22 protein-coding genes are annotated in these 21,301 nt (G+C 65.1%); 11 read left to right on the top strand and 11 right to left on the bottom strand.

Features of this window, described 5'->3' with window-relative positions; translation table 11 throughout:
- The first annotated feature begins 16 nt into the window (after positions 1-16).
- The gene (locus KBA48_RS17280) at positions 17-523 is read left to right on the top strand and encodes a cupin domain-containing protein (RefSeq protein ID WP_292908589.1); all 507 of its coding nucleotides are present in this window, start codon (positions 17-19) and stop codon (positions 521-523) included.
- A gap of 101 nt (positions 524-624) precedes the next feature.
- Here the strand turns inward: KBA48_RS17280 and KBA48_RS17275 are convergent, their stop codons facing one another.
- A complete protein-coding gene (locus tag KBA48_RS17275; RefSeq protein ID WP_292908587.1) occupies positions 625-807 on the bottom strand; it encodes a DUF3553 domain-containing protein in 183 nt (60 codons plus the stop codon).
- A gap of 99 nt (positions 808-906) precedes the next feature.
- Here KBA48_RS17275 and KBA48_RS17270 point away from each other — a divergent pair, with 99 nt between their 5' ends.
- From KBA48_RS17270 to KBA48_RS17240, 7 genes are all read left to right on the top strand, one after another.
- Positions 907-1,521, top strand: coding sequence for a histidine phosphotransferase family protein (locus KBA48_RS17270; protein WP_292908585.1), 615 nt, complete (start codon positions 907-909; stop codon positions 1,519-1,521).
- A gap of 308 nt (positions 1,522-1,829) precedes the next feature.
- Positions 1,830-4,541 carry a chemotaxis protein CheW gene (locus KBA48_RS17265; protein WP_292908583.1) on the top strand — a complete coding sequence of 904 codons (2,712 nt, stop codon included), beginning with the start codon at positions 1,830-1,832 and terminating at the stop codon, positions 4,539-4,541.
- The gene (locus KBA48_RS17260; RefSeq protein WP_292908581.1) at positions 4,538-5,035 is read left to right on the top strand and encodes a chemotaxis protein CheW; all 498 of its coding nucleotides are present in this window, start codon (positions 4,538-4,540) and stop codon (positions 5,033-5,035) included. The genes KBA48_RS17265 and KBA48_RS17260 overlap by 4 nt, the downstream gene beginning before the upstream one ends.
- A 27-nt stretch (positions 5,036-5,062) precedes the next feature.
- Positions 5,063-5,428, top strand: coding sequence for a PleD family two-component system response regulator (locus KBA48_RS17255; RefSeq protein ID WP_292908579.1), 366 nt, complete (start codon positions 5,063-5,065; stop codon positions 5,426-5,428).
- Positions 5,429-5,449: 21 nt separating this feature from the next.
- Positions 5,450-6,661 carry a chemotaxis response regulator protein-glutamate methylesterase gene (locus KBA48_RS17250; RefSeq protein WP_292908577.1) on the top strand — a complete coding sequence of 404 codons (1,212 nt, stop codon included), beginning with the start codon at positions 5,450-5,452 and terminating at the stop codon, positions 6,659-6,661.
- The gene (locus tag KBA48_RS17245; RefSeq protein WP_292908575.1) at positions 6,658-7,470 is read left to right on the top strand and encodes a protein-glutamate O-methyltransferase CheR; all 813 of its coding nucleotides are present in this window, start codon (positions 6,658-6,660) and stop codon (positions 7,468-7,470) included. Before KBA48_RS17250 ends, KBA48_RS17245 begins: the two co-directional genes overlap by 4 nt.
- A gap of 143 nt (positions 7,471-7,613) precedes the next feature.
- Entirely contained in the window at positions 7,614-8,363 is a 750-nt protein-coding gene (locus tag KBA48_RS17240; protein ID WP_292908573.1) for an ABC transporter substrate-binding protein, read from the top strand.
- Between the two features lie 49 nt (positions 8,364-8,412).
- On the opposite strand, the gene KBA48_RS17235 is transcribed toward KBA48_RS17240, so the two are convergent.
- Both KBA48_RS17235 and KBA48_RS17230 read right to left on the bottom strand, forming a co-directional pair.
- Entirely contained in the window at positions 8,413-9,201 is a 789-nt protein-coding gene (locus tag KBA48_RS17235; RefSeq protein WP_292908571.1) for a hypothetical protein, read from the bottom strand.
- An 82-nt stretch (positions 9,202-9,283) separates the two neighbouring features.
- Positions 9,284-9,952 carry a phospholipid-binding protein MlaC gene (locus KBA48_RS17230; RefSeq protein ID WP_292908569.1) on the bottom strand — a complete coding sequence of 223 codons (669 nt, stop codon included), beginning with the start codon at positions 9,950-9,952 and terminating at the stop codon, positions 9,284-9,286.
- 296 nt (positions 9,953-10,248) lie between these two features.
- On the opposite strand from KBA48_RS17230, the gene KBA48_RS17225 reads away from it, so the two are divergent.
- On the top strand, positions 10,249-11,214 hold the full coding sequence (locus tag KBA48_RS17225; protein WP_292908567.1) for a metalloregulator ArsR/SmtB family transcription factor: 966 nt from the start codon (positions 10,249-10,251) through the stop codon (positions 11,212-11,214).
- 31 nt (positions 11,215-11,245) lie between these two features.
- A complete protein-coding gene (metF, locus tag KBA48_RS17220) occupies positions 11,246-12,163 on the top strand; it encodes a methylenetetrahydrofolate reductase (protein WP_292908626.1) in 918 nt (305 codons plus the stop codon).
- Between the two features lie 170 nt (positions 12,164-12,333).
- Here the strand turns inward: metF and KBA48_RS17215 are convergent, their stop codons facing one another.
- The 7 genes from KBA48_RS17215 to KBA48_RS17185 all read right to left on the bottom strand — a co-directional run bounded on the left by KBA48_RS17215 (position 12,334) and on the right by KBA48_RS17185 (position 19,622).
- A complete protein-coding gene (locus KBA48_RS17215) occupies positions 12,334-12,939 on the bottom strand; it encodes a hypothetical protein (protein WP_292908565.1) in 606 nt (201 codons plus the stop codon).
- Positions 12,940-12,950: 11 nt separating this feature from the next.
- Positions 12,951-13,580, bottom strand: coding sequence for a HupE/UreJ family protein (locus tag KBA48_RS17210; protein ID WP_367273841.1), 630 nt, complete (start codon positions 13,578-13,580; stop codon positions 12,951-12,953).
- Positions 13,581-13,705: 125 nt separating this feature from the next.
- A complete protein-coding gene (locus tag KBA48_RS17205) occupies positions 13,706-14,086 on the bottom strand; it encodes a hypothetical protein (protein WP_292908562.1) in 381 nt (126 codons plus the stop codon).
- A gap of 235 nt (positions 14,087-14,321) precedes the next feature.
- Positions 14,322-15,065, bottom strand: a complete 744-nt coding sequence (locus KBA48_RS17200) for a DUF4198 domain-containing protein (RefSeq protein WP_292908561.1) — start codon at positions 15,063-15,065, stop codon at positions 14,322-14,324.
- Between the two features lie 215 nt (positions 15,066-15,280).
- Positions 15,281-15,796, bottom strand: a complete 516-nt coding sequence (locus KBA48_RS17195; protein ID WP_292908559.1) for a PRC-barrel domain-containing protein — start codon at positions 15,794-15,796, stop codon at positions 15,281-15,283.
- A gap of 116 nt (positions 15,797-15,912) precedes the next feature.
- Complete coding sequence (locus KBA48_RS17190; protein WP_292908557.1) at positions 15,913-18,597, bottom strand: HAMP domain-containing protein; 2,685 nt, start codon at positions 18,595-18,597, stop codon at positions 15,913-15,915.
- Between the two features lie 68 nt (positions 18,598-18,665).
- Entirely contained in the window at positions 18,666-19,622 is a 957-nt protein-coding gene (locus KBA48_RS17185) for a folate-binding protein YgfZ (protein WP_367273840.1), read from the bottom strand.
- 66 nt (positions 19,623-19,688) lie between these two features.
- Here KBA48_RS17185 and KBA48_RS17180 point away from each other — a divergent pair, with 66 nt between their 5' ends.
- On the top strand, positions 19,689-20,897 hold the full coding sequence (locus KBA48_RS17180; protein WP_292908555.1) for an O-antigen ligase: 1,209 nt from the start codon (positions 19,689-19,691) through the stop codon (positions 20,895-20,897).
- Here the strand turns inward: KBA48_RS17180 and KBA48_RS17175 are convergent.
- Positions 20,881-21,301, bottom strand: a 421-nt coding sequence (locus tag KBA48_RS17175; RefSeq protein WP_292908553.1) for an SPOR domain-containing protein, incomplete at its 5' end; no start/stop codon positions are given. The two genes, KBA48_RS17180 and KBA48_RS17175, sit on opposite strands and share 17 nt — an antisense overlap.

Below are 21,301 nucleotides of genomic sequence, written 5' to 3'. Positions count from 1 at the left end.
GTGGGGAGATGTCGCAATGGTCGAAACGAACAGTTTTCCCATCATCAATCTGGACAGTCTTGCGCCCACGCCCTTTCCGGAAGGCCATGGTCCGAAGGGGGCGACCGCAGAACGGTTTGGTCCCCTTATTGCGCGGATCGGCCCGATGATCGGTGCCCGCCATCTGGGTTGCTTGCTGACGGTATTGCCATCCGGAAAGGCGGCCTTTCCGTTTCACAATCATCGGGTGAACGAGGAGATGTTTCTCATCCTGGAAGGCACGGGCCGGCTTCGCCTGGGTGCGGACAACCATCCCTTGCGACCGGGCGATATCGTTTCCTGTCCGCCGGGCGATGTGTCCACGGCCCATCAGATCATCAATGATGGAGAAGTGGATCTGCGTTACCTGAGTTTCAGCACCATGATGTCGCCCGACATCGTGGATTACCCGGACAGCGGCAAGATCGGCTTTTCCCATGTCGGCAGCGGGATGCGTATGATCACCCGCCCCGGCGCTACGGTCGATTATTGGGCCGATGAATGACGCTCATACCCACGGTTGACATGTTTGACCGTCGGTACGGCGCCGGCCGGCGCCGCGCCGCTTGTGCGGCCCGCCCGAGCCCACGGACGTAGGCGCTGGTATCAGACCTCTTCATCGGGATCGACGATGGCCAGCGATATGGCGGCGCTATTGATCAGCAGCTTACCGGCATGTTCGAAATTCACGGTCACCCGTGTTCCCACCACGGACTGCACCTGTCCCAGGCCCCAGTCGGGTTGCGACGGGTGACGGACAAAAACGCCGGGAGCCAGGAAATCAGACATCGACACGGTTCCCAGAAGGGGGGGGACGGCCTATCCTAATGCCCGGTGACACGGCGCGCCACCCCTGTGGGTGGTGGCGCCCCAGCGCTGAGGATGCGGATGAATCTGGGAATTCGAGCGGTGGAGCTTCTCTGCTCCCGCTTGTGCCATGATCTGGTGGGCCCCGTCGGAGCCGTCAATAACGGCGTGGAATTGCTGGAGGAGGGGGGGGATAGCGGCGATGAGGCGCTGGATCTCATCGCCGACAGCGCGCAAACCGCTGCGGCGCGGCTGCGCCTTTATCGTGTTGCGCTTGGGGCCGCCGGCGGGCAGTCGCTGTCGGCCGGTGATGCACGGGCGGCTCTGGAAGGCTGGTTCCGGGGCAGCAAGGTGCGGCTGGAATGGGTTGCGGCCACGCAGTCGCCCCGGCCCGGCCTGCTGAAGCTGGCCCTGCTCGCGGCCCTGCTGGGGGAGGAGAGCCTGCCGCGTGGCGGCACGCTCACGGTGGCGGGGGGCGATGCCGGCCTGTCGGTGCTGGCGGTCGGTACCGGCTGTGGACTTCGCCCGGAAATGGCGCCGGCGCTGGCGGGAGAGACGACGGAGGCGGCATTGGGGCCACGGGCGGTCCTGGCCCATGTCACCCCCCTTCTGGCCGCCGCCTATGGCCTGTCGGTGGTTGTGGATGCGGCCGTTCCCGGCGAGGTGCGTTTCCGAATCCACCCTGCCGAAGGGTGATACCTCTTTCGTTTTTACCGGGATGATGTGGTGGGCCAACTGTTCAACCGGGCGTCGCGGCCCCAACATGCGCGTTCTTTGGCGTTGCGACAGATCAAGATGGCCGAACCTAACCGAAAAGAGGTAATGTTCCCCTTGCCAAAGCCCTGTCCGACAGGCCATCAATTCCCTTGTAGCGGGACGATTTTAACCGAATTCCGAGACTCTTCATTTGGCCGACGGGCGGCCGGCGCGTACAAGGGTGCTTCACCGGACTGAAGACCGGCGTATGACGCGGAAACTGTGATTTCCCGAACGGGGCGTGGACCATGGATGATCTGCTGAGTGAATTCCTCACTGAGACCAATGAGAACCTCGCCGTCCTCGACGTCGAGCTGGTGAAGCTGGAGCAGAACCCCAACGATCCGGGGCTGTTGTCGAACATCTTCCGTCTGGTTCACACGATCAAGGGCACCTGTGGCTTCCTGGGTCTGCCCCGGCTGGAATCGGTGGCCCATGCCGCCGAGAACGTGCTGGGCAAGTTCCGGGACGGGGAACTGCATGTTTCCCCCTATGCCGTGTCGCTGATCCTCGAATCGCTGGACACGATCAAGGGTATCCTCTCGGTCCTGGAACAGACCGAGGCTGAGCCGCCGGGCGGTGACCAGGACCTGATCGACCGGCTGAATGCCATGGCGGAAGGCAGGGAACTGCCCAAGGCTGGTGGTGCGGCGGCCCCGGCGCCCGTTGCGGCCGAGCCGCCGCCGGCAAACGATCCGGACGAGCTGTTCACGCCGGTTCCGGCCCATCTGACCCATACCCTGGCGCCGGTTTCTCCGCCCCCGCCGCCCCCGCCCACCCCGGCACCGGTCGTGAAGGCCGAGCCGCCCGCCCCGGTTGTGGAGGCAGCCTCCCCGCCGCCGCCGCCTCCCCCCCCGCCGCGGGCCGAGGCGCAGGACGATGTGCGTGGTGAATCCAAGGAAAGCGCGCTCGCCCAGCAGACCATCCGCGTGCATGTGGACCTGCTGGAAAACCTGATGACCATGGTTTCCGAGCTGGTGCTGACCCGCAACCAGCTCCTGCAGATCCTGCGCTCGCAGAAGGACAGCGAGTTCGCGGCCCCCTTGCAGCGGCTGAACCATGTGACGTCGGAGCTGCAGGAAGGCGTCATGAAGACGCGCATGCAGCCCATCGGCAATGCCTGGGCCAAGCTGCCGCGTCTGGTCCGCGACCTCAGCCACGAACTTCACAAGAAGATCGAGTTGCAGATGCTCGGCGCCGAGACGGAACTGGACCGTCAGGTGCTGGAGCTGATCAAGGACCCGCTGACCCACATGGTTCGCAATTCCGGCGACCATGGGTTGGAAATTCCGGCCGAGCGTCTCGCCGCCGGCAAGTCGGAAACGGGCCGTATCACGCTGAACGCCTTCCATGAGGGCGGTCACATCATCATCGAGATCAGCGACGACGGTAAGGGTCTGGCGCTTGCCAAGATCAAGGCCAAGATCATCCAGAACGGTCTGGCCACCGAGTCCGAACTGGCCCAGATGTCGGATCAGCAGATCCAGCAGTTCATCTTCAAGCCCGGCTTCTCCACCGCCGCCAAAGTGACCTCCGTGTCCGGTCGTGGCGTCGGCATGGACGTGGTGAAGACCAATATCGAGAAGATCGGTGGCACCATCGAGATGCGGTCGGTGGAAGGTCGTGGCACGACCTTCACCATCAAGATCCCGCTGACGCTGGCCATCGTCTCCGCCCTGATCGTTGAATGCGCATCCGAGCGCTTCGCCGTGCCGCAGATCAGCGTGATCGAGCTGGTGCGTGCCGCCAGTGACAGCGAGCACAAGATCGAGCGCATCAACGGCGCCCCGGTTCTGCGCCTGCGCAACCGCCTGCTGCCCCTGGTCAGCCTGCAGAACCTGCTGAAGCTGGGCAAGGCCGAGGATGACGACAAGCGCGAGACCTTCATCGTTGTCAGCCAGGTCGGCAATTACACGTTCGGCATCATCGTCGACCGCGTCTTCGACACCGAGGAAATCGTGGTCAAGCCGGTGGCCCCGATCCTGCGCCATATCGAGCTGTTCTCGGGCAACACGATCCTGGGTGACGGTTCCGTCATCATGATCCTGGACCCCAACGGCATCGCCACTGCGTCCGGTTCCATGGGCGGCACTGCCGACAATGCCCAGACATCCGCGCAGGAAGTGGCGAAGTCCGCCCGCCGCGAGGACGACAAGATGGCCCTGCTGCTGTTCAGCGCCGGGGAAGGCGGGCCGAAGGCCGTCCCGCTCTCGCTGGTCGCCCGCCTGGAGGATGTCGATCTCAATCTGGTCGAACTGTCCAACGGCGAACCGGTGGTCCAGTATCGTGGCAAGCTGATGCCTCTGGTGCCGATCGACCCGAACTGGAAGATCGTGCGCGACAAGCGTCAGCCCGTGGTGGTGTTCGCCGACGGCGACCGTTCCATGGGTCTGGTCGTGGACGAGATCGTCGATATCGTCGAGGATCGCCTGCAGGTCGAGCTGGGTACGGAACGCCAGGGCTTCCTGGGGTCCGCCATCATCGCCAACAAGGCGACGGACGTCATCGATGCCGGTTTCTACCTGACCCGGGCCTTCAAGGACTGGTTCGGTAACAACCATGAGAGCTTTGAGGATGACCGTCAGCATCGTGTGCTGCTGGTCGATGACAGCCCGTTCTTCCGCAACCTGCTGACGCCGTTGCTGACCGTTTCCGGCTACGATGTGACGGCTGTGGAGAGCGCCGACGAGGCTTTGGCCCTGTGCGAGTCGGGTGAGGATTTCGATGTCATCGTCTCCGACATCGAAATGCCGGGCATGAGCGGTCTGGATTTTGCCCAGGCCGTCCGCGCCAGCAGCCGCTGGTCCGGTACACCGCTGGTCGCCCTGTCAAGCCATGCCGCGCCGCGTGATCTGGAGCGTGGCCGTCAGGCCGGCTTCAACGACTATGTCGCGAAATTCGACCGTGAAGCCCTCCTCTTCACCCTGCAGCAGACCATCACCGAGAAAGGTGCCGCATGAGTGCCCGTCTCCCCGCCGTAAAGAAGGCCGGTTCCCAGGACATTTCCATCGTCAAGAACGAGGATTTCGTCACGGCGACCATCGCAAACCAACTGTTCGGCATCCCTGTACTGCAGGTGCAGGACGTGCTGGGGCCGCAGAAGATCACCCGCATCCCCCTGGCACCGCCGGAAGTTGCGGGTTCGCTGAACCTGCGCGGCCGTATCGTAACCGCCATCGATGTCCGCCTGCGCTTGGGCCTTCCGCCCCGGCCGGCGGATGGCAAGCCGGTGATGAGCATTGTGGTCGACCACAAGGGCGAGCTTTATTCGCTGATGGTCGACAATGTCGGCGAGGTGCTGTCGCTGTCGTCTGACGACTTCGAACGGCATCCGGCGACCCTGGATCCACGGTGGCGTGAAATCTCGACAGGCATTTATCGCCTAAAAGAAACGCTGCTTGTCGTTCTGGATGTCTCAAAGCTGCTGAACTTTGCTAACATCGAAGCGGCCTAATCCGCATCCGGCAATCGAGGTCCGTTGATGAAGTCCTGTCTGGTCGTCGATGACAGCCGCGTTGTCCGCAAGGTGGCGCGCAAGATCCTGGAAGAACTCAGCTTTTCCTGCGAGGAGGCTGAGGATGGCAAGCAGGCCATGGAGCTTTGCGCCAAGCGGATGCCTGATGCCATCCTGCTGGACTGGAACATGCCCGTCATGACGGGGATCGAGTTCCTGCGCCGGCTGCGCAAAATGACGGGTGGGGAAAGTCCCCGTGTCGTGTTCTGCACGACCGAGAACGACCTGGCCCATATCCAGGAAGCCCTGTCGGCCGGCGCCAATGAGTACATCATGAAGCCGTTCGACAGTGACATCATCCAAACCAAGTTCCAGCAGGTCGGCCTCCTCTGAGGCTGTCCGGGATTGCAGGCAATGAACGAGCTTCCCGGAAAGACGGCGCCGTCAGCAGCGCCGACCGGAACAGAGCCCTACCGGGTAATGGTGGTGGATGACAGTGCCGTCATCCGCGGCCTGTTGACCCGTTCGCTGGAAGGCGATCCGGAGGTGAAGGTTGTCGCCTCCGTCGCCAACGGGCAGATGGCGATCAATACGCTGCAGCGGCAGTCCATCGACGTGATTGTGCTGGATATCGAGATGCCGGTGCTGGACGGGCTGTCGGCCCTGCCGCATCTGTTGAATGTCGATCCGCATGTCAAGATCGTCATGGCATCCACCCTGACGGCCAAGAATGCCGACATCAGTCTCCGGGCGTTGAAGGCCGGGGCCGCGGATTACATCCCCAAGCCCTCTTCCACGCGGGAACTGACCTCCGCCGACGACTTCAAGCGGGAATTGACGGAAAAGGTCAAGGCGCTGGCCATGGCCGCCCGTCGGGCCGATCCGCGTAAGGGCGCGCCGGTGGTGACGCCGGTGCCCGGCACCACCATGCCGCCGCGTCAGGCGCCCGTGGGCACCGTGGCACCGACCACCAGCTTCACGCTCGCGACCCCCATCCGGCCGAAGCCGGAACCGGGGCCGATCACCTTGCGCCCGCTGCCGGAATTCCGGCCCGACATCCTGGCCATCGGCAGTTCGACCGGCGGGCCGCAGGCCCTGTTCGAGGTGCTGAGCCATCTGAAGGATGTGAAGCAGCCGATCCTGATCACCCAGCACATGCCCGCCACCTTCACCACGATCCTGGCCGAACACATCACCCGCCAATGCGGGGTGCAATGTGCCGAGGCCAAGGAGGGGGAGGTGATCGTTGGTGGCCGCGCCTATGTGGCGCCGGGTGATTTTCATATGCTGGTGGTTCAGCGCAACGGGCAGAATTGTCTGTCCCTGACCAAGGACCCGCCGGAGAATTTCTGCCGCCCGGCCGTGGACCCGATGCTGCGCAGCATCGTGCGGGCCTATGGCAAGCGGGTGCTGGTCACGATCCTGACCGGCATGGGGCATGACGGCCAGCGCGGGTCGGAGGCGGTGGTGGCCGCCGGCGGCGCGGTTCTGGGCCAGGACGAACCTTCCTCGGTGGTGTGGGGCATGCCGGGGGCGGTGGCGAATGCGGGGCTGTGCAGCGCCGTCTTGCCATTGAAGGAAATCGGGCCTTACATTCGCAAGATCGCATCGAGGCAGGCAGCATGAAGGTCGAAGATTTCGATATGTTCTGCACCCTGCTGAGGCAGCGGTCGGGTCTGGTATTGACCCCCGACAAGGCCTATCTGCTGGAAAGCCGGTTGATGCCGGTCGCCCGCAAATGGAGCCTGAAGGGTCTGGACGAACTGGCCGCGACCGTGCGCGCCAAGCGTGACGAGGCGTTACTCCGTGACATTACGGAGGCGATGACCACCAACGAAAGCTCGTTCTTTCGTGATCAGAAGCCGTTCGACCAGTTCAAGCAGGTGGTGCTGCCGCACCTGCTGGCCAACCGTGCCGCCAAGAGATCCTTCCGCATCTGGTCGGCCGCCTGTTCATCGGGGCAGGAAGCCTATTCGCTGGCCATGCTGCTGAACGAGGAAGGGTCCAAGCTGGCCGGCTGGCGGATCGAGATCGTCGGCACCGACCTGTCGGGTGAAATGGTGAACAAGGCCCGTGCCGGCCTGTATACCCAATTCGAGGTCCAGCGCGGTCTGCCCATCACCATGCTGGTGAAGTATTTCAAGCAGGTGGGCGACAAGTGGCAGCTCAACGACGATATCCGCCAGAGGGTCCAGTACAAGGAATACAACCTTCTGACGGACCTGACGCCGCTGGGCCAGTTTGATGTCATCTTCTGCCGCAACGTGCTGATTTATTTTGATCAGCCGACCAAGGGCAAGGTGCTGGACGCGATGGCCAAGCTGTTGCCGCCGGATGGAATTCTCTACCTTGGCGGTGCCGAAACGGTTCTGGGCATCACGGAAAAGTTCAAGCCGATGGAAGGCCAGCGCGGTCTGTACATCCTGTCCAGGTGACATTAACCGGCCACCCCTTCACCAAGGGACGGGTCATCAAACGGGGGAGGCAGGTCTATCCCCATGCACCCGTTTGTCCGGTGAAATGATTTGGTAAGCTGTTCTTCAACAGTATTTACCCAATCTTCTCCGGTCTGGACCTGATGCGCTGCCTTTACCTGCTGCTTCTGATTGCCCTTCCGCTGCTGCCGACCCGGTCGATGGCAGAGACGGTGCGTTTTGGGCTAAGGGAGGCGGCACCCCTGGTGCAGACGGCGCCGGACGGTCAGTTGAGTGGCCTTGAATATGAGTTGCTGAAGGCGATCTTTACGGCCGCCGACATGCAGATTGATCCCTATATCGGCTCGAATGCCCGTCTGGCGCTGGCGGCCGGGGAAGGGGCCGTTGAGGGATTCGCCCCTGTCGTGGGGGCGGCGCCCACGGGGCTGCACCTGACGGACAGCTATATCACTTATAATAACGTGGCGGTCACCCTGGCGGCCCGCGGCATCGTGCTGGAAACGCCAGCCGATCTGAGCAGTTGGCGGGTGCTGGCGTTCCAGCGTGCGGGCAAGGTGCTGGGTTCGGAATTCGCCGCCGCCGTCGCCGTGGCGCCCGATTACCGGGAGGAACCGGTGCAGGCCCTGCAGGCCAAGGGCCTGCTCTATGGCCGTTATGATGTGCTGATCGGCGACAGCCGTGTCCTGTCGCATCATATCGCCCAGGTTCTGGCTGCCGCCGGAGAGGGGGGGAACAATCTTTCCGTGGTGGAACACAGGCTGTTCCCGTCAACCCATTATCGCGCGGCATTCCGCGACCCCGCGCTGGCCGCCCGGTTCAATGCGGGTTTGCAGCGCGTGTTGGCCGATGGCGTCTACCACGCGATTGTGAGCCGTTACGACGCCACGCAATAGGCGGCGTATAGGTGCGCGCCAGCCGGCAGCTATTTCACCGTTAGTGTGATCAGGACCGGTCCAGGCGCACCGCCCGGACCCGGTTGACGATGGACCAGCCATTGGATAATTCGCCCACGGGTGCCACGGTCCAATCCCATTCCATCTCGCCCATGGGCAGTTCGGCGCCGAACAGCGGATCTTCCATCTCCGTTACGCGACCATCCGGGTCGATGACCCGGCGCTGCACATCGCCGATCAGAAGGGCGGGACAGTCGAAGCCGCGCAAATGATCCAGATGCGCATTCACGATGCGCCGGGCATAGGCCGGAAGGTCGGCATCTGGCCAGCGCCGCCCGGCCTGTCGCACCGGCACGAGCGGCAATTGTGAAACAAGGTTGGTCGAAACGACGAGGCCGACATCATCATCATCCAGGAAATCGGCGCAACCGGGCTCCGGCAGATCATCCCGGCTGGGGTCGCCGAGGGCGATGGCCACACCCGTCAGGTCCCTGTCCAGCAATTGCACGGCGCCATGACGCCGGGCAAGGCGAAGGGCGGCCGGCGGATGGGCCACATCCACCAGCACAAGCCGGCGGAAACGCGACAGGAGCTCCGCCATGGGCAGATCAAGGCAGGGGCCAGACCCCATGATGATGGCGGTGCCCCGCCCTGCCGGCGCTTCGGCCATGGCGGTCAGGATCCGGCGCCGCGTTGCTTCCTGATGGGGGGACCATGCGGCGGCGCAACGGGCGGCACGGCCCACGCAGGCCACGGCGGCATAGCGGTACCCGAGATGCACAAAGGCCGGCGCGCACCGCGTACGCAGACTGATCAGGAACTCACGGAGCATTGCCAACCAGGGCACAATGAAACGGGCCCGTCCTGGCGTTCCAGAACGGACCCGTCACATAGCACAGCCGGCAGGCCGGCGAGTATCGTTACTTGGCGTCGGCTGTCTGGATGCGCTGACGCAAGGCTTCCAGAAGCGCGTCGAACCGCCCGCCATTGCTTTCGATGACGCTGGCGAACTCCGACCGCTGGGTCACGCTCATCGACACATTCTCCACGATCACGTCAATAATCTTGTGACCGCCATCCTTGGAGCGCACGCGCCAGGAAACATTCACCGGCGGCTGGCCGCCGGGGCGCAGCACCTGGGAGGTGACGACAGCGTCGTTCTCACCCGACGCCTGGGCCGCGCCGACCTTGAACTTCTCACCCGCATACTGGCTGAACCGCTCGGCATAGACCTCGACGATCATCTGCTCGAACAGGGACTGGTATTCCTTTTTCTGGGTATCGTTGGCGGCGTTCCAGTAGCGGCCCAGCACAAAGCGGCTGATGGTGTTGATGTCGAAATTCTGGTTCAACAACTCACGGAACACGCTTTTCGCCTGATCCTTGCTGACCTTCGGATCGGCCAACGTGGCAATGGCCCTGTCCCCGAGACTCTGCACGAAATCGGCCGCAGCCTGCGGGTTCTTGGCATTCTGTGCGATGGCGGTGGCGGGCGCCAGCACCGGCACCGCGACGGCGGCCACCCCTGCCAGCATCAGCAGGGCGGCGCCGGCCAACGGCGAACGACGGTGGGGGGTCTGCTTGTTCACGTCTTCGATCCTCTGTTCATTGGCATCATCATTCCCGGCGGCCGGGCCGCCGACAGTGATGCACATCACGTTCGGTCGGATTGGGATTAACCATTTGCCAGCTTCTTATTTAGGGGGCAAATGCGTCCTATCTGCGGCGGGAAAGCCATATCGCGATGGCATTATCATTGTGAACCGCGTTCGGCGCGGGGCCGCCGCGCTATTGCACCTGTTCCCAACAGAAGCGCATACGGCACTTGCTAAGACATAAAGATATCTTTATATATTGATCCGAATGGATCGATGGGTTGGGTCGCATGGAATTCCTGTTGAATGCGCTGAAAGCGGCAGCGGAGCCGACGCGGTTGCGGCTTCTGTCGCTTTGCGCGCATGGGGAACTGACGGTGACGGAGTTGACCCAGATCCTGGGTCAAAGCCAGCCGCGCGTATCGCGACATCTGAAGCTGCTTTGTGAGGCGGGCCTGCTGGAACGGTTCCGGGAGGGGATCTGGGCCTATTACCGGCTTGCCGAACGCGGACCGGTGGCGGAACTGGCCCGTACGCTGGTGGATGCCATTCCCGGCGATGATGACGGTCTGGCGCTGGATCTGGAACGGCTTGATCTGATCAAGCAGGGGCGGCGGCAGGCGGCGGCCAAATATTTCAGCGAGAATGCCGACCGCTGGCACGAAATCCGTGGCCTGCATGTGCCGGAGCGCGATGTGGAGACGGCGCTTCTGTCACTGTTGCCGGAAAAGGGGGTCAATGACCTGCTGGATGTCGGCACGGGCACGGGGCGCATCCTGGAGCTTTTCGGTGATCGTATTGCCCATGGCCTGGGTATCGATGCCTCGCGGGAGATGCTGGCCGTCGCGCGGGTGAAGCTGGAACAGGCGGGGCTGCGCCATTGTCAGGTGCGGCTGGGCGACATGTACCAGTTGGCCTTGGCCGGTCAGAGCCAGGATGCCGTGATCGTGCATCAGGTTCTGCATTATGCAGAGGAACCGGCCGATGTGATCGCCGAGGCAGCGCGCGTGCTCCGCCCCGGTGGCACCATGCTGGTGGCCGATTTCGCCCGCCATGATCTTGAATATCTGCGCGAACAGCATGCGCATCGTCGCCTGGGCTTCACCGATGACGAGGTGACCGGCTGGCTGCGCCGTGCCGGGATGCGCCCGGAACCCGCCATCACCTTGCCGGGTGATCCCTTGACCGTTTGCATCTGGCGGGCCACCCGCACCGATGCCCCCGCCACGCGGACCCGTCCGCTGGCTGCCGCCTGAAGGAACAGTTTCGATGAGCCTGAGCGACCTGATGGACGCCGCTGCTGACCCGGCCACCCTGATCACGGCCCCCGGCGATCTGACCGTCAGTTTCGAATTCTTCCCGCCCAAGACGGAGAAGATGCATGAGAATCTGTGGACGGCCATCCGCCGGCTGGCGCCGCTGAATCCGTCCTTCATGTCGGTCACCTATGGGGCCGGCGGGTCCACGCGGGAGCGCACCCACGCCACCGTGACGGCGATCCAGGCAGAAACCGGTATTCCGGCTGCCGCCCACCTGACCTGCGTGGCCGCCACCCGGGAAGAGATCGACGAGATCGCGCGCAGTTACTGGGATGCCGGCATCCGCCATATCGTGGCCCTGCGCGGTGATCCGCCGCCGCGCGCCGATGGCACCGGCGGCCTGGGAGGGCGCGGCTATGACCCGCATCCCGGCGGCTATGCCTATGCCGCCGATCTGGTCGCCGGCCTGAAGCGTATCGGGGATTTCGACATTTCTGTCGCCTGTTTTCCGGAAGTGCATCCGGAGGCGCCCAGTGCCCAGATTGATCTGGACAATCTGAAGCGCAAGGTCGATGCCGGGGCCAACCGCGCCATCAGCCAGTTCTTCTTCGACGTGGACGCCTTCCTGCGCTTCCGCGACAAGGCCGCCGCCGCCGGCATCGATGTGCCCATGGTGCCGGGCATCCTGCCGATCCTGAACTTCACCAAGGCGGCGGAGATGGGGGAGAAGTGCAATACCGCCGTCCCCGCCTGGATGCGTGACCTGTTCGACGGGCTGGATGAGGCGCCGGAGACCCGCCATCTGGTGGCGGCAACGGTCGCCATCCAGCAGTGCCGGTATTTGGAAAAGCATGGTGTGAAGCAATTCCACTTCTACACCATGAACCGCGCCGACCTGACGGTTGCCATCTGCCATATGCTGGGTGTACGGGCCGCGAAGGGGTGAGCGATCTGCGCTGCCTTCTGCCCTCACCCCACCTCTCCCGCCACGCGGGCGAGGGGCAGGAATACACGCTTCTATCGCCGCTCTCCCACGATAGTGGGAGAGGGAGGGGCCCGTTGTGACGTCGGTCAATGGGAGGGTGAGGGGCAGGGGCAAGTCCCGGCCCCTGGGTTTCACTCGGCCGGCGGCAGGTACAGGTCCTGATAGAAACCCGTGGTTTCCACCACGACCGTCACCGGCGTGTCACCGCGATTGCGGAAGTACCAGCCATGGGTGCCCGTGAACGGGGCCGTGAAGGCGCCCTGGGCGCTGTCCAGGTCCTTGGCTTTCCAGTAGCTGGAGAATTCGCCTTCCTTGGCATTGGGCGGTTCGCCATGCATGTCGAACCGCACCTGACCGCCCGTGGCCTGCCAATGAAAAATGAAATGATCGCCCTGTGCCATATGGGCCTTCACCTCCGCGCCGGAATGCGGGGCCAGGATCAGTTCCTGGCGATCGCTGCGCATCGGGGTGGACTTGGCGATCTCTGCCGGGGTGGGTGTACCCGGCGCGGCGGGGGCCGCCATAGGGGCTGTGGCTGCCGGCTCCGCTGCCTCGCCACCGCCGCCCGCCAGTTTGGTCAGGCCCAGCGCGGCACCGGCCCCCGTCGGGTCGATGCCATATTCGGCCGGCAGCACGAACAGGGTCAGCACCAGCGCAGAGGCGGCCACGGCGCCCAATCCGGCCCGCACCAGGGCGCGGGGAGAGGCCTGATAGGGTGTCATGCTCATGTCGGTCATCTTGGGTCCCCTCACGCGGGTTGGGTGACATAGCCGGCCAACTGGTACCCCACCAGCGTCAGGCCGGCGGCCATCAGCGCACCGTTGGCCAGCAGCACCGACCGGTTGAAGCTGCGGGTCGTGCGCCAGAGGTTCATGGCGATCAGGATCAGGCACAGGGCCATGAACTGCCCGATCTCCACGCCGACATTGAAGCTGACCAGATTGGCCAGGAGCCCGTCGGGCGAGAGCGACAGTTCCTGCAGCTTGGTGGCCAGACCGAACCCGTGGAAAAAGCCGAAGATCAGGACGGCGGCCTTCGTGTTGGGCTGAAACCCCAGCCAGGTCTTGAAGGCCCCCAGATTGTCGAGCGCCTTGTAGACCACCGACAGGCCGATGATGGCGTCGATGATATAGGCATCGGCCCTTATATCGGCCAGCACGCCCAGCAGCAGGGTTGTGGAATGGCCCACCGCGAACAGGGTGACGTAGGAAGCGACGTCACGCAGCCGGTAGAGGAAAAAGATCACCCCCACCAGGAACAGCAGATGGTCGTATCCCGTGACCATGTGCTTGGCGCCCAGATAGATATAGGGGATGACATGAATGCCCTGCGCATCCTCGATAAAGGAGCGGTCGTCGTCCGACACGCCATGCGCCATGGCATGGGGTGCCCAGATCAGCAGGGCCAGGATGGCCAGCCAGGGCAGGGCGGCGATAGCCAAGGGGACGGCGCGGCCGCCCCCTTTGGTCAAAGACAAGGGAGGCAGCCGCATCGTCCACCCCGTCACTTGACGGTGAAGGAGAGGATGGAGCGGGCCTGGCTGGCCTTGTTCACCACCATCACGGCCACCTTGGCCCCGCTGGTCAGCTTCACGCCGGGCGCGTCGAAGCGGTTGCCGGCGGCAGGCGTCAGGTCCACCTGACGCTTTCCGGCCGCATCCATGATGGTCATGGTGGCGGTCAGGTCGGCGCTGGGAACCGGTTCATCCTCCTCGCTGACATAGATGCTGGCGGCATCGGGGCCAGCCACCAGTTCGATCAGCGTTTCGCCCGTCATCTGGACGATGCCGCCGTGCTTGGGCGATGTGTCGCCATGCGCCCATGCGGACAGCGGCGACACGGTCAGTGTGGCGGCCAGCGCCAGCCGGATCATCGAATACTTCATGATCGTCTCCTTCATTCTATGCGCCATCAAATGTCGGGCCGGCCGTCACCGGCCTTCCACGGTATGAATGCAGTCATGCCGTCGGGCTTATATCAGCGGCACGAAATCATGACCGATGGTCAAACTTTCGTGCGCCTCAATCGCCGGCGGGCGCATCCGCGCCCTTGGTTGCGCGGCATGGGCCGCGCGGCGGCAGTCGCCGCCGTACCATCGGTGAAGATTTTGACCGATGGTGTTATTCGGGCGCGTGCGGCAGAACGAAGGAGAGGGTGGCCAGATATTCGATATGGTCGATCTGCTTGGGATTATCGGACGGGCCGACATAGATGGCGGCCAGCACGTTCAGGCCCTGGTTGCGCACCTTGATGGTGGCGACACCGTCCTTGTCGGTCTTCACCGGTTCCTGGTCGGGATCGTTGACGAAGTCGTGCTTCACGGCCGCGTCCTTGACCGGCTTGCCCTTGTAGAGGACGCGGATCTTCAGCGGCTTGCCCATTTCCAGCGGCAGCGTCTTGTCGACGGGCACGATCTGGAGCACCTGCTCCGGCAGGGTGGGGATGGGGGCGTTGGGGGTGCCGGTCAGATGGACCGCAAATTTCATGGTGCGTTCGGCAAGCACAGCGTCCGGCACCGTATCGCGCCCGCCCTTGACCCACTTGCCGTCCGGCGTGCGGGACCAGAGACCATTATCCATGATGGCGGCCACGGCGACGGTCGGCGCTTCGCTATCCACCACCACGATGGGGCCGGCGACACGCAGCGTGGCGCCCACGGGCGCCCAGTCGGCATCATAGCCATAGGTGCCGGTGACCAGGCCCAGGCGCTTGACCACGTCCAGATCGTCGGCACCGACGCCATAGATCAGGGCCGTCTGCTTGGCACGTTGCGCGAACCAGATGCCATGGGCCTGAGCCGCCATGCCGGCGCCCAGCGCCGCGACGGCCAGGGTGGCGGCCAGAAGATGCTTCATCCGTTTCATGTTCCCGTATCCCTGTTCTTTGGGGGTTATGGAAACAGCCTGACAGTAGGGATGAAGATTCCGTCATTGTTGGGGGGCCCCTTCACAGAAGCATCCCCCGTATTCCGGTGCCCTACGGCATAATGGACCGCACATAAAGAAGCCCCCGGCCCAGGAGGGGGTGGGCCGGGGGCAGTGGCAGGGACGTCGGCGTTACGGCGTGCGACGCCTTGGCGTCACGGCCGGTCCGTGCGGATCAGGGACCGCGTGTCCTTGCCATATTCGAACTCCGCCATCTGATCCAACTGGGCAGTGGTCAGGTTGCGGACCTTCACGCTGTCATTGCCGGCCAGCAGGTCGGCGTCGTCGATATTCACGGCGATGTTCTTCTCGCCCAGGCCCAGGAAGCCACCCGACGAGATCACCAGTTGTTCGGCGTCACCGCTGCTGGCGTTCAGGATCACGTCCTCGACTTCGCCCAGCTTCTTGCCGTCGGCGCCCACGGCGGTGCGGCCCAGAAGCTTTTCAGCCGAGGTGCGGTCGATGCCGGGGCGCGGGGCGGCCAGAATCTCCGGCGCGGTTTCGCGTTCGGGCATGACGGCGGCGGGGGGTTCACCCGCCTGTCCCGGCTGTACCGTGCCCGGAACGGGCGGAACCGGTTCGGTGGTGCCGGGTGGTACGGTCTGGGCAATGGCGCCGGTACCCAGCAGCAGGGCCGTCAGCGCGGCGGCGCTCATCAATTGCGTGCGCATGGTGCTGTTCCTTCCCTTCTGTTGATGACAGGGGGGTGGGGATCATCCCCAAGCCCGTACCCGATCAACGCGGGAGAACGGCAAAAGGTTCTGTGACCTTTGCCCGGCGGCAGGCGTCACATCCCGCCGGCGGCACCGCGCAACTGGTCGGCGATCTGCGCCAGACGCGATCCCAGGTCGCGGGCGGCATTGGCACTGGCGGTCTCGTTCTGGCGGGAGGAGGAGCGCAGCATGTCGATGGCCCGCGACAGATCCACCGACAGCCCGTCCAGCCGCAGTACGCGTTCGCGCAGATTCTGCGTCAGCTCCGAGACGATGGACAGGTCGGTGCGTTCGCGGTTGCGCGTTTCCTCCAGCACGGCGCGCACGCTGTCGGTCGTGCCGTCCAGCCGGTCGCCCAGCCGGTCGATACCGTCCAGGCGCGCCTTCAGCGCGTTGGCGATGGCCAGAAGGTCGGCATTCTCGCGCTCGCGTCCGGCATTGTCGGAAGCGGCCAGGGCGTGCAGGGCATCGGTCGCGGCGGCCAGCCCGCCGGCCATGCCCTCGATATTCTGGATACGCTGCTGCATCTTGTCGACCAGCCCCAGGGCCTGATCGATGGCCACCTTTTCCCGGTTGTCGGCGCTGGCCACCAGGGCATGGACGGCATCGATGGCGGCGCGCAGACCACCCGTCAGGTCGATCAGGGCCTGCGGGGTGTTGTCGCGGTCGCGCTGGGCATCCAGGTCGGCCGCCACATCCTTCATATCGGCCAGCAGCCGTTCCTGCTGTGCCACGGTGCGTGACAAGGTGGTGGTGGCGATATGCGCCTCCGACGACAGGGACTTGGTCTCCTGACGCAGGTCGGAGGTCAGGTCACGCAGCCGCGCCGTGGCATCGTCCACGCCGCCGGTCAGGCTCTGTGCCAGACGTCCCGCCGTTTCCCCGATCTCCTTCACCCGGTCGCCGATCTGTGTGGCGCTGCCGCGCATACGGGTGAGCAGGTCGGCGATGGCCTCATGCTGGCCGGGCTCCACCCGCCGCCGCTCGAACTCCTGGCGCAGGCCATCGCTGGTGGCCCGCAGCGCATCGACGGCATCGGCCATGGTGTCGGCCCGGTCGGAGACATCGGCCATCAGGGTGGAGAAGCGGGACTGAATATCGTGGAACTGCTCGGCCAGCGGCTCCAGCTTGCTGCGCGTCATGTCCTCGGCGATTTCCGCCGATTGCTGCATGGTGGCGCGGGCGTGGTTCATGCTGTCCAGCGCGGTTTCCAGCTTGTAGGTGATTTCCGACGAGCGGTCGTCCAGGATGTCGGCGGCGCGCGACACCTGCAGGCCCGCATCCTCCAGCCGGGCGGTGGCCTTTTCCGTCGCCTCGTCGAACCGGCTGCTGACGCCGCCCAGCGTGGCGAACAGCGCCTTCTCACCTTCTTCCAGGGCGTCGGCGGCACGCGTGATGCGCGATCCCGTCTGGTCCACGGTGTTGGCCAGCATGTCGCCCGACGCACGCAACAGCTTCACGGCTGACAGCAGGCCCTGCTGCGCTTCCGTCATGGTGTTGGACAGCGCCTTGGCGGCGTCTCGTGCCTCCACGGTGGCCAGACGCATGTCGCTGTCGCTTTCCGACAGGCTGCCCAAGGTCTCGATGACCCTGGTCTCCGTCTTGGCGGCGGTATCGGCCAGATTGTCGGCATTGGCGCGCAGCGCGGCGATGATGTCATCCAGGCCGATATGGCCCTCGCCCCCATCAAAGGCGCGGACCTGGGCCACCGCATGGCCCAGCATCTCCGTCGCCTGACGGATTTCGCGGTTGCTTTCGGTCACGGTGCGCACGGCGGCGGAACAGAGCTGGTTCACCTGGCCCAGCGTCTCGTTCAACTGCTGCTTGGTGTCGCCCACGATGCGGCTGACATCATTGCCCAGCATGGCCAAAGACCCGCCGGCACCCCGCAGCCGGGCGGTCAGGGCCTCGAACAGGTCGGCATATTCACCCTCGAATTTCAGGCGCAGGCGCCCATCCTCGGTGGCGATCGAAAGGTCGGGGATTTCGGCGGCCTGGCGGCGGAAGCCGTCAATGGCGCGGGCCAGATCGCCGAACTCGTCCTCCCGCTCCGCCCCCCGCACCGGCGCCCGCCAGTCGCCCTGCGCGACCCCGTTGACGGCGCCCGTCAGTTCGCGCAGCGGCCGCAGCACACGTGTACCGATCAGCGCCAGGAAGGCGAACAAGGTGGCGACCAGTGCCAGCACTGCCGCCCCGCCCAGCCACAGACCGCGCGTCGCCACCTCCTCCAGCCGGGCCAGTTCCACGGCATGCAGCCCGCGCGACCGTGCGTCGATGCGGTCCGACAGGGCGGCATAACGGGTCAGCAGCATCAGCGGCGTCGTCTGGCCCAGGGCGGCCGGCCCGCTATTGGCCGATTCCAGGGCGCGCCGCGCCCCGTCCAGCAAGCGTTTCAGGTCGGTTGCCAGTTCCAGTTCCTGCGGTGTCAGGCGCTTGCCCTGCAGCCCGCGCAGGGCCTGATCGGCGGCTTCCAGGCTGGTGCGCATTTCGGCCCGCGCCTCGCCATTGCCGGTTTCGGCAAACTGCGCCAGGGCCGACAGGAAACCGCCATGTCCCATACGGTCCTGGAAATCGATCAGCAACCGGGTCTTGGCCAACTGGTCGCCCGGTACTTCCATGCTGCCGGACTGCACCTGGAACTGTGCCATCTGGAAGGTGGCGCCGGCAGCCAGGCCGCCCACGACAAGGGTGGCGCCCAAGGCGACGGCGGTGCTGAGATTGCGCAGCGATGACAGCCGCGACCCCGTGCCCCGCTCCATGTTGCCTCCCGCCCTTGCCTGCATATTGGGTCAATCGGCGCAGAGACTAACCAATTCTTGTGCCAACTTCACCCATTCGTTGGCGTATCCCCTTCCGAACGGGGCAGATTGATCCAGGAGGGCACGGTCGGCGTCAAGACGGCGTCCCCGCAGGCGAGGCTGGCGCCCGCCGAAAGGGCGTCAAGGCGGATCAGGGCCAGGGCCAGATCGCCCCGGCCGGACCGGATTTCACCGGCATCGACCCCGCCACGGGTGATGATGGTGCCGGCGTCGGGCAGGGGGCCGGCAACCCGCACCGGGACCAGCCGCTTTTTCACCAGCCCGCGATATTTGGTGCGTGCCGTCAGTTCCTGTCCCACATAACAGCCCTTGTTCCAGGCCACGCCGCCCAACTCGTCGAATCCATTGTCCAGCAGGATGGATTTTTCCGGCAGCAGATCGCGGCTGCCATCGGGAATGCCCAGGCTGATGCGCTGCCTGTCCCAGTCGGCGATTTCACCGGCGGCCGGCGTGTCGGCGGGCAGGATCAGCCTTCGGCCCAGGCCGGCATGGCGCGGGTCCACGATGGACCAGCCGCCGTCAATCGCCATCACAGCACCCCGTTCCGTGTCTTGCGTGTTCAATTGGGCGAAGACACCCAACTGTCCCGTCAGGTCGGTCAGTTCCACCTTGGCCCGCAGCCGGAACATGCGCAGCCGCCGCAACAGATCGTCCCTCCGCCCGGCCTCCACATCCAGCAGCAGCCGGCCGCCATCAGCCAGGATGATAAAATCATGCAGATATTTGCCCTGCGCCGTCAGCAGCGCCGACCACACGGCCCGGTCGTCCAACTGCGTGACGTCGTTGGTCACCAACCCCTGCAGGAACGTCACGCGGTCGTCGCCGGACACGGCAATGATGGTGCGGTCGGGAAGGTGGATCAGCGGCAGGTCGGCCATGATGGTGGTTTGTTCCGGGAACGGTTGGGTCCAGTGCCCATCATATAGACAGGACTGCGGCAATTCGTAGTGCGGATTACGCTTCATGATTACGCGGCGCCGGTTTATGCAGGGGGTGAGGGGCGCTGATATCTTTGGGCAGGGACGGCGCAAATGTCGGTGTCGGACGGCACAGGCCGGATCTTTACATCCTTCTTGGGTATCTTCGGCTGCATCATCCTGGCGGTGCTGGTGCCGCTGGTGCCGCTGGGCCTGGCGCCCGGCATGGCCGTGCTGTCGGTGCTGTGCGCCGCCGCCTTCCTGTGGCATCGGCGTTTCCTGCCGCTGCCCGATCGGGGGCTGCTGCTGGCGCTGGGCCTGTTCCTGGCCTGGACGGGGCTGAGCCTGTTCTGGAGCGTGGGCGGGGGCAAGGCAAGCACGGGCTTTTTCAGCTTCCTTTACCTCTGGCTGCCGGCCCTGGTCTTCTTGTCGCTGATGGCACTGGTGCCGGCGGACACGGCCCGCCGCGTGGCGCGCTGGCTGTTGCTGGCGGCAGCGCTGGGGGCTGCCTTGTTCGCGGTCGAACTGCTGGCGGATCAGCCGATCCAGCATTGGGCCGCCGGGCCGGACAAGGAAGTGCTGGATTACGAACGCGACCTGAACCGCGCGGCGCTGCTGCAGGCGCTGCTGGCTGGTCCGGTCGCCCTGCTGCTCTGGCGTCTGGGCCGGCGCGTGGTGGCGGGACTGGCCCTGTTCCTGCCGCTGCTGATGGCGGTGGACAGTACCAGCCAGTCGTCGGTGGCGGCCCTGGTGGGCCTGATCATCCTGCTGGCGGTCGCCGTCCTGTCCTGGCGCGTCGCGGCCGGTCTGGTGGCGGCGGGCGTTGTGGCCGGCACAGTTCTGTGCGGTCCCGTTGCACACTGGATGATGGCGGCGGGCCTGTCACGGGCCGCATGGATGCCCGACAGTTTCCGCCACCGGATCATGACCTGGGATTTTGTGGCCGACCATCTGGGTGATCATCCCTGGATCGGCTGGGGTCTGGAATCGTCGCGCGCCATCCCCGGCGGGCAGGGCGTGTTCCCCGATACCGGTCCCCTGGGTTGGCCCGTGCTGCCGGTCCACCCGCATAACCTGTTCCTGCAGGTGCGGCTGGAACTGGGCTGGGTGGGGGCGGTGCTGGCAGCGCTGCTGCTGCTTGCCATCCTGCGCCGGCTGACGCGGCTTGATCCCGGTATTCGGCCCATGGCCATCGCCCTGCTGGGGGCCTGCATCTTCACGCAGTGCTTCGCCTATGGCGCCTGGCAGGGCTGGCTGATCTGCGGGATGCTGTTCGGCGGGGCTCTGGTGGCCCTGGCCGGGCGGGTCAAGGCCCCTTCTTGACCAGACAGTCCGATCCTGCCGCCTTCAGCCTGGCGCAAAGGGCGGCGGCCCCCGCCTGATCGGCGAATCCGGTCAGCAGGACGCGGGTATAGATGCCCTTGGCCCCCAGATCGGCCTGGACCAGGGTCGGCTGATGCCCGCCCAGCAAGGCGGCTTGTTTGGCGGCCATGGCCTTCCAGTGCTTCTCCGCCTCCTCCCGCGAGGGCAGGGACCCCACCTGTACGACCCAGCCACCGGCCGGCGTGGCGGTGGCCGCGGGAGATGGCGCGGGGGCCGCCGCCGGTGCAGGGGCGGGGGCGGGTGGCTGCGTCGCGGGGCGGGCGATGGCGATGGTGTTGGGCGCCGTCTGGGCCACGGGCGGCTCGGGCTTCGGTTCGGGCTTTGGTGCCGGGGCGGGCTTGGCC

The sequence above is a fragment of the Niveispirillum sp. genome (assembly GCF_017996735.1).
In the GTDB taxonomy this organism is placed as follows: domain Bacteria; phylum Pseudomonadota; class Alphaproteobacteria; order Azospirillales; family Azospirillaceae; genus Niveispirillum.
The sequence above is the reverse complement of the archived record's forward strand: the minus strand, read 5'-3'. Positions and strand labels throughout refer to the sequence as shown.

Excerpts from the sequence above, each read along its gene's own strand:
- KBA48_RS17185 (WP_367273840.1), bottom strand. The coding sequence starts at position 19,622 with ATGAAGCGTAATCCGCACTACGAATTGCCGCAGTCCTGTCTATATGAT.
- KBA48_RS17180 (WP_292908555.1), top strand. The coding sequence starts at position 19,689 with ATGTCGGTGTCGGACGGCACAGGCCGGATCTTTACATCCTTCTTGGGT.
- KBA48_RS17190 (WP_292908557.1), bottom strand. The coding sequence starts at position 18,597 with ATGGAGCGGGGCACGGGGTCGCGGCTGTCATCGCTGCGCAATCTCAGC.
- KBA48_RS17205 (WP_292908562.1), bottom strand. The coding sequence starts at position 14,086 with ATGAAGTATTCGATGATCCGGCTGGCGCTGGCCGCCACACTGACCGTG.
- KBA48_RS17240 (WP_292908573.1), top strand. The coding sequence starts at position 7,614 with ATGCGCTGCCTTTACCTGCTGCTTCTGATTGCCCTTCCGCTGCTGCCG.
- KBA48_RS17260 (WP_292908581.1), top strand. The coding sequence starts at position 4,538 with ATGAGTGCCCGTCTCCCCGCCGTAAAGAAGGCCGGTTCCCAGGACATT.
- KBA48_RS17245 (WP_292908575.1), top strand. The coding sequence starts at position 6,658 with ATGAAGGTCGAAGATTTCGATATGTTCTGCACCCTGCTGAGGCAGCGG.
- KBA48_RS17275 (WP_292908587.1), bottom strand. The coding sequence starts at position 807 with ATGTCTGATTTCCTGGCTCCCGGCGTTTTTGTCCGTCACCCGTCGCAA.
- KBA48_RS17255 (WP_292908579.1), top strand. The coding sequence starts at position 5,063 with ATGAAGTCCTGTCTGGTCGTCGATGACAGCCGCGTTGTCCGCAAGGTG.
- KBA48_RS17280 (WP_292908589.1), top strand. The coding sequence starts at position 17 with ATGGTCGAAACGAACAGTTTTCCCATCATCAATCTGGACAGTCTTGCG.
- KBA48_RS17250 (WP_292908577.1), top strand. The coding sequence starts at position 5,450 with ATGAACGAGCTTCCCGGAAAGACGGCGCCGTCAGCAGCGCCGACCGGA.
- KBA48_RS17195 (WP_292908559.1), bottom strand. The coding sequence starts at position 15,796 with ATGCGCACGCAATTGATGAGCGCCGCCGCGCTGACGGCCCTGCTGCTG.
- KBA48_RS17200 (WP_292908561.1), bottom strand. The coding sequence starts at position 15,065 with ATGAAACGGATGAAGCATCTTCTGGCCGCCACCCTGGCCGTCGCGGCG.
- KBA48_RS17210 (WP_367273841.1), bottom strand. The coding sequence starts at position 13,580 with ATGGCGCATGGCGTGTCGGACGACGACCGCTCCTTTATCGAGGATGCG.
- KBA48_RS17265 (WP_292908583.1), top strand. The coding sequence starts at position 1,830 with ATGGATGATCTGCTGAGTGAATTCCTCACTGAGACCAATGAGAACCTC.
- metF (WP_292908626.1), top strand. The coding sequence starts at position 11,246 with ATGGACGCCGCTGCTGACCCGGCCACCCTGATCACGGCCCCCGGCGAT.
- KBA48_RS17270 (WP_292908585.1), top strand. The coding sequence starts at position 907 with ATGAATCTGGGAATTCGAGCGGTGGAGCTTCTCTGCTCCCGCTTGTGC.
- KBA48_RS17225 (WP_292908567.1), top strand. The coding sequence starts at position 10,249 with ATGGAATTCCTGTTGAATGCGCTGAAAGCGGCAGCGGAGCCGACGCGG.
- KBA48_RS17215 (WP_292908565.1), bottom strand. The coding sequence starts at position 12,939 with ATGACCGACATGAGCATGACACCCTATCAGGCCTCTCCCCGCGCCCTG.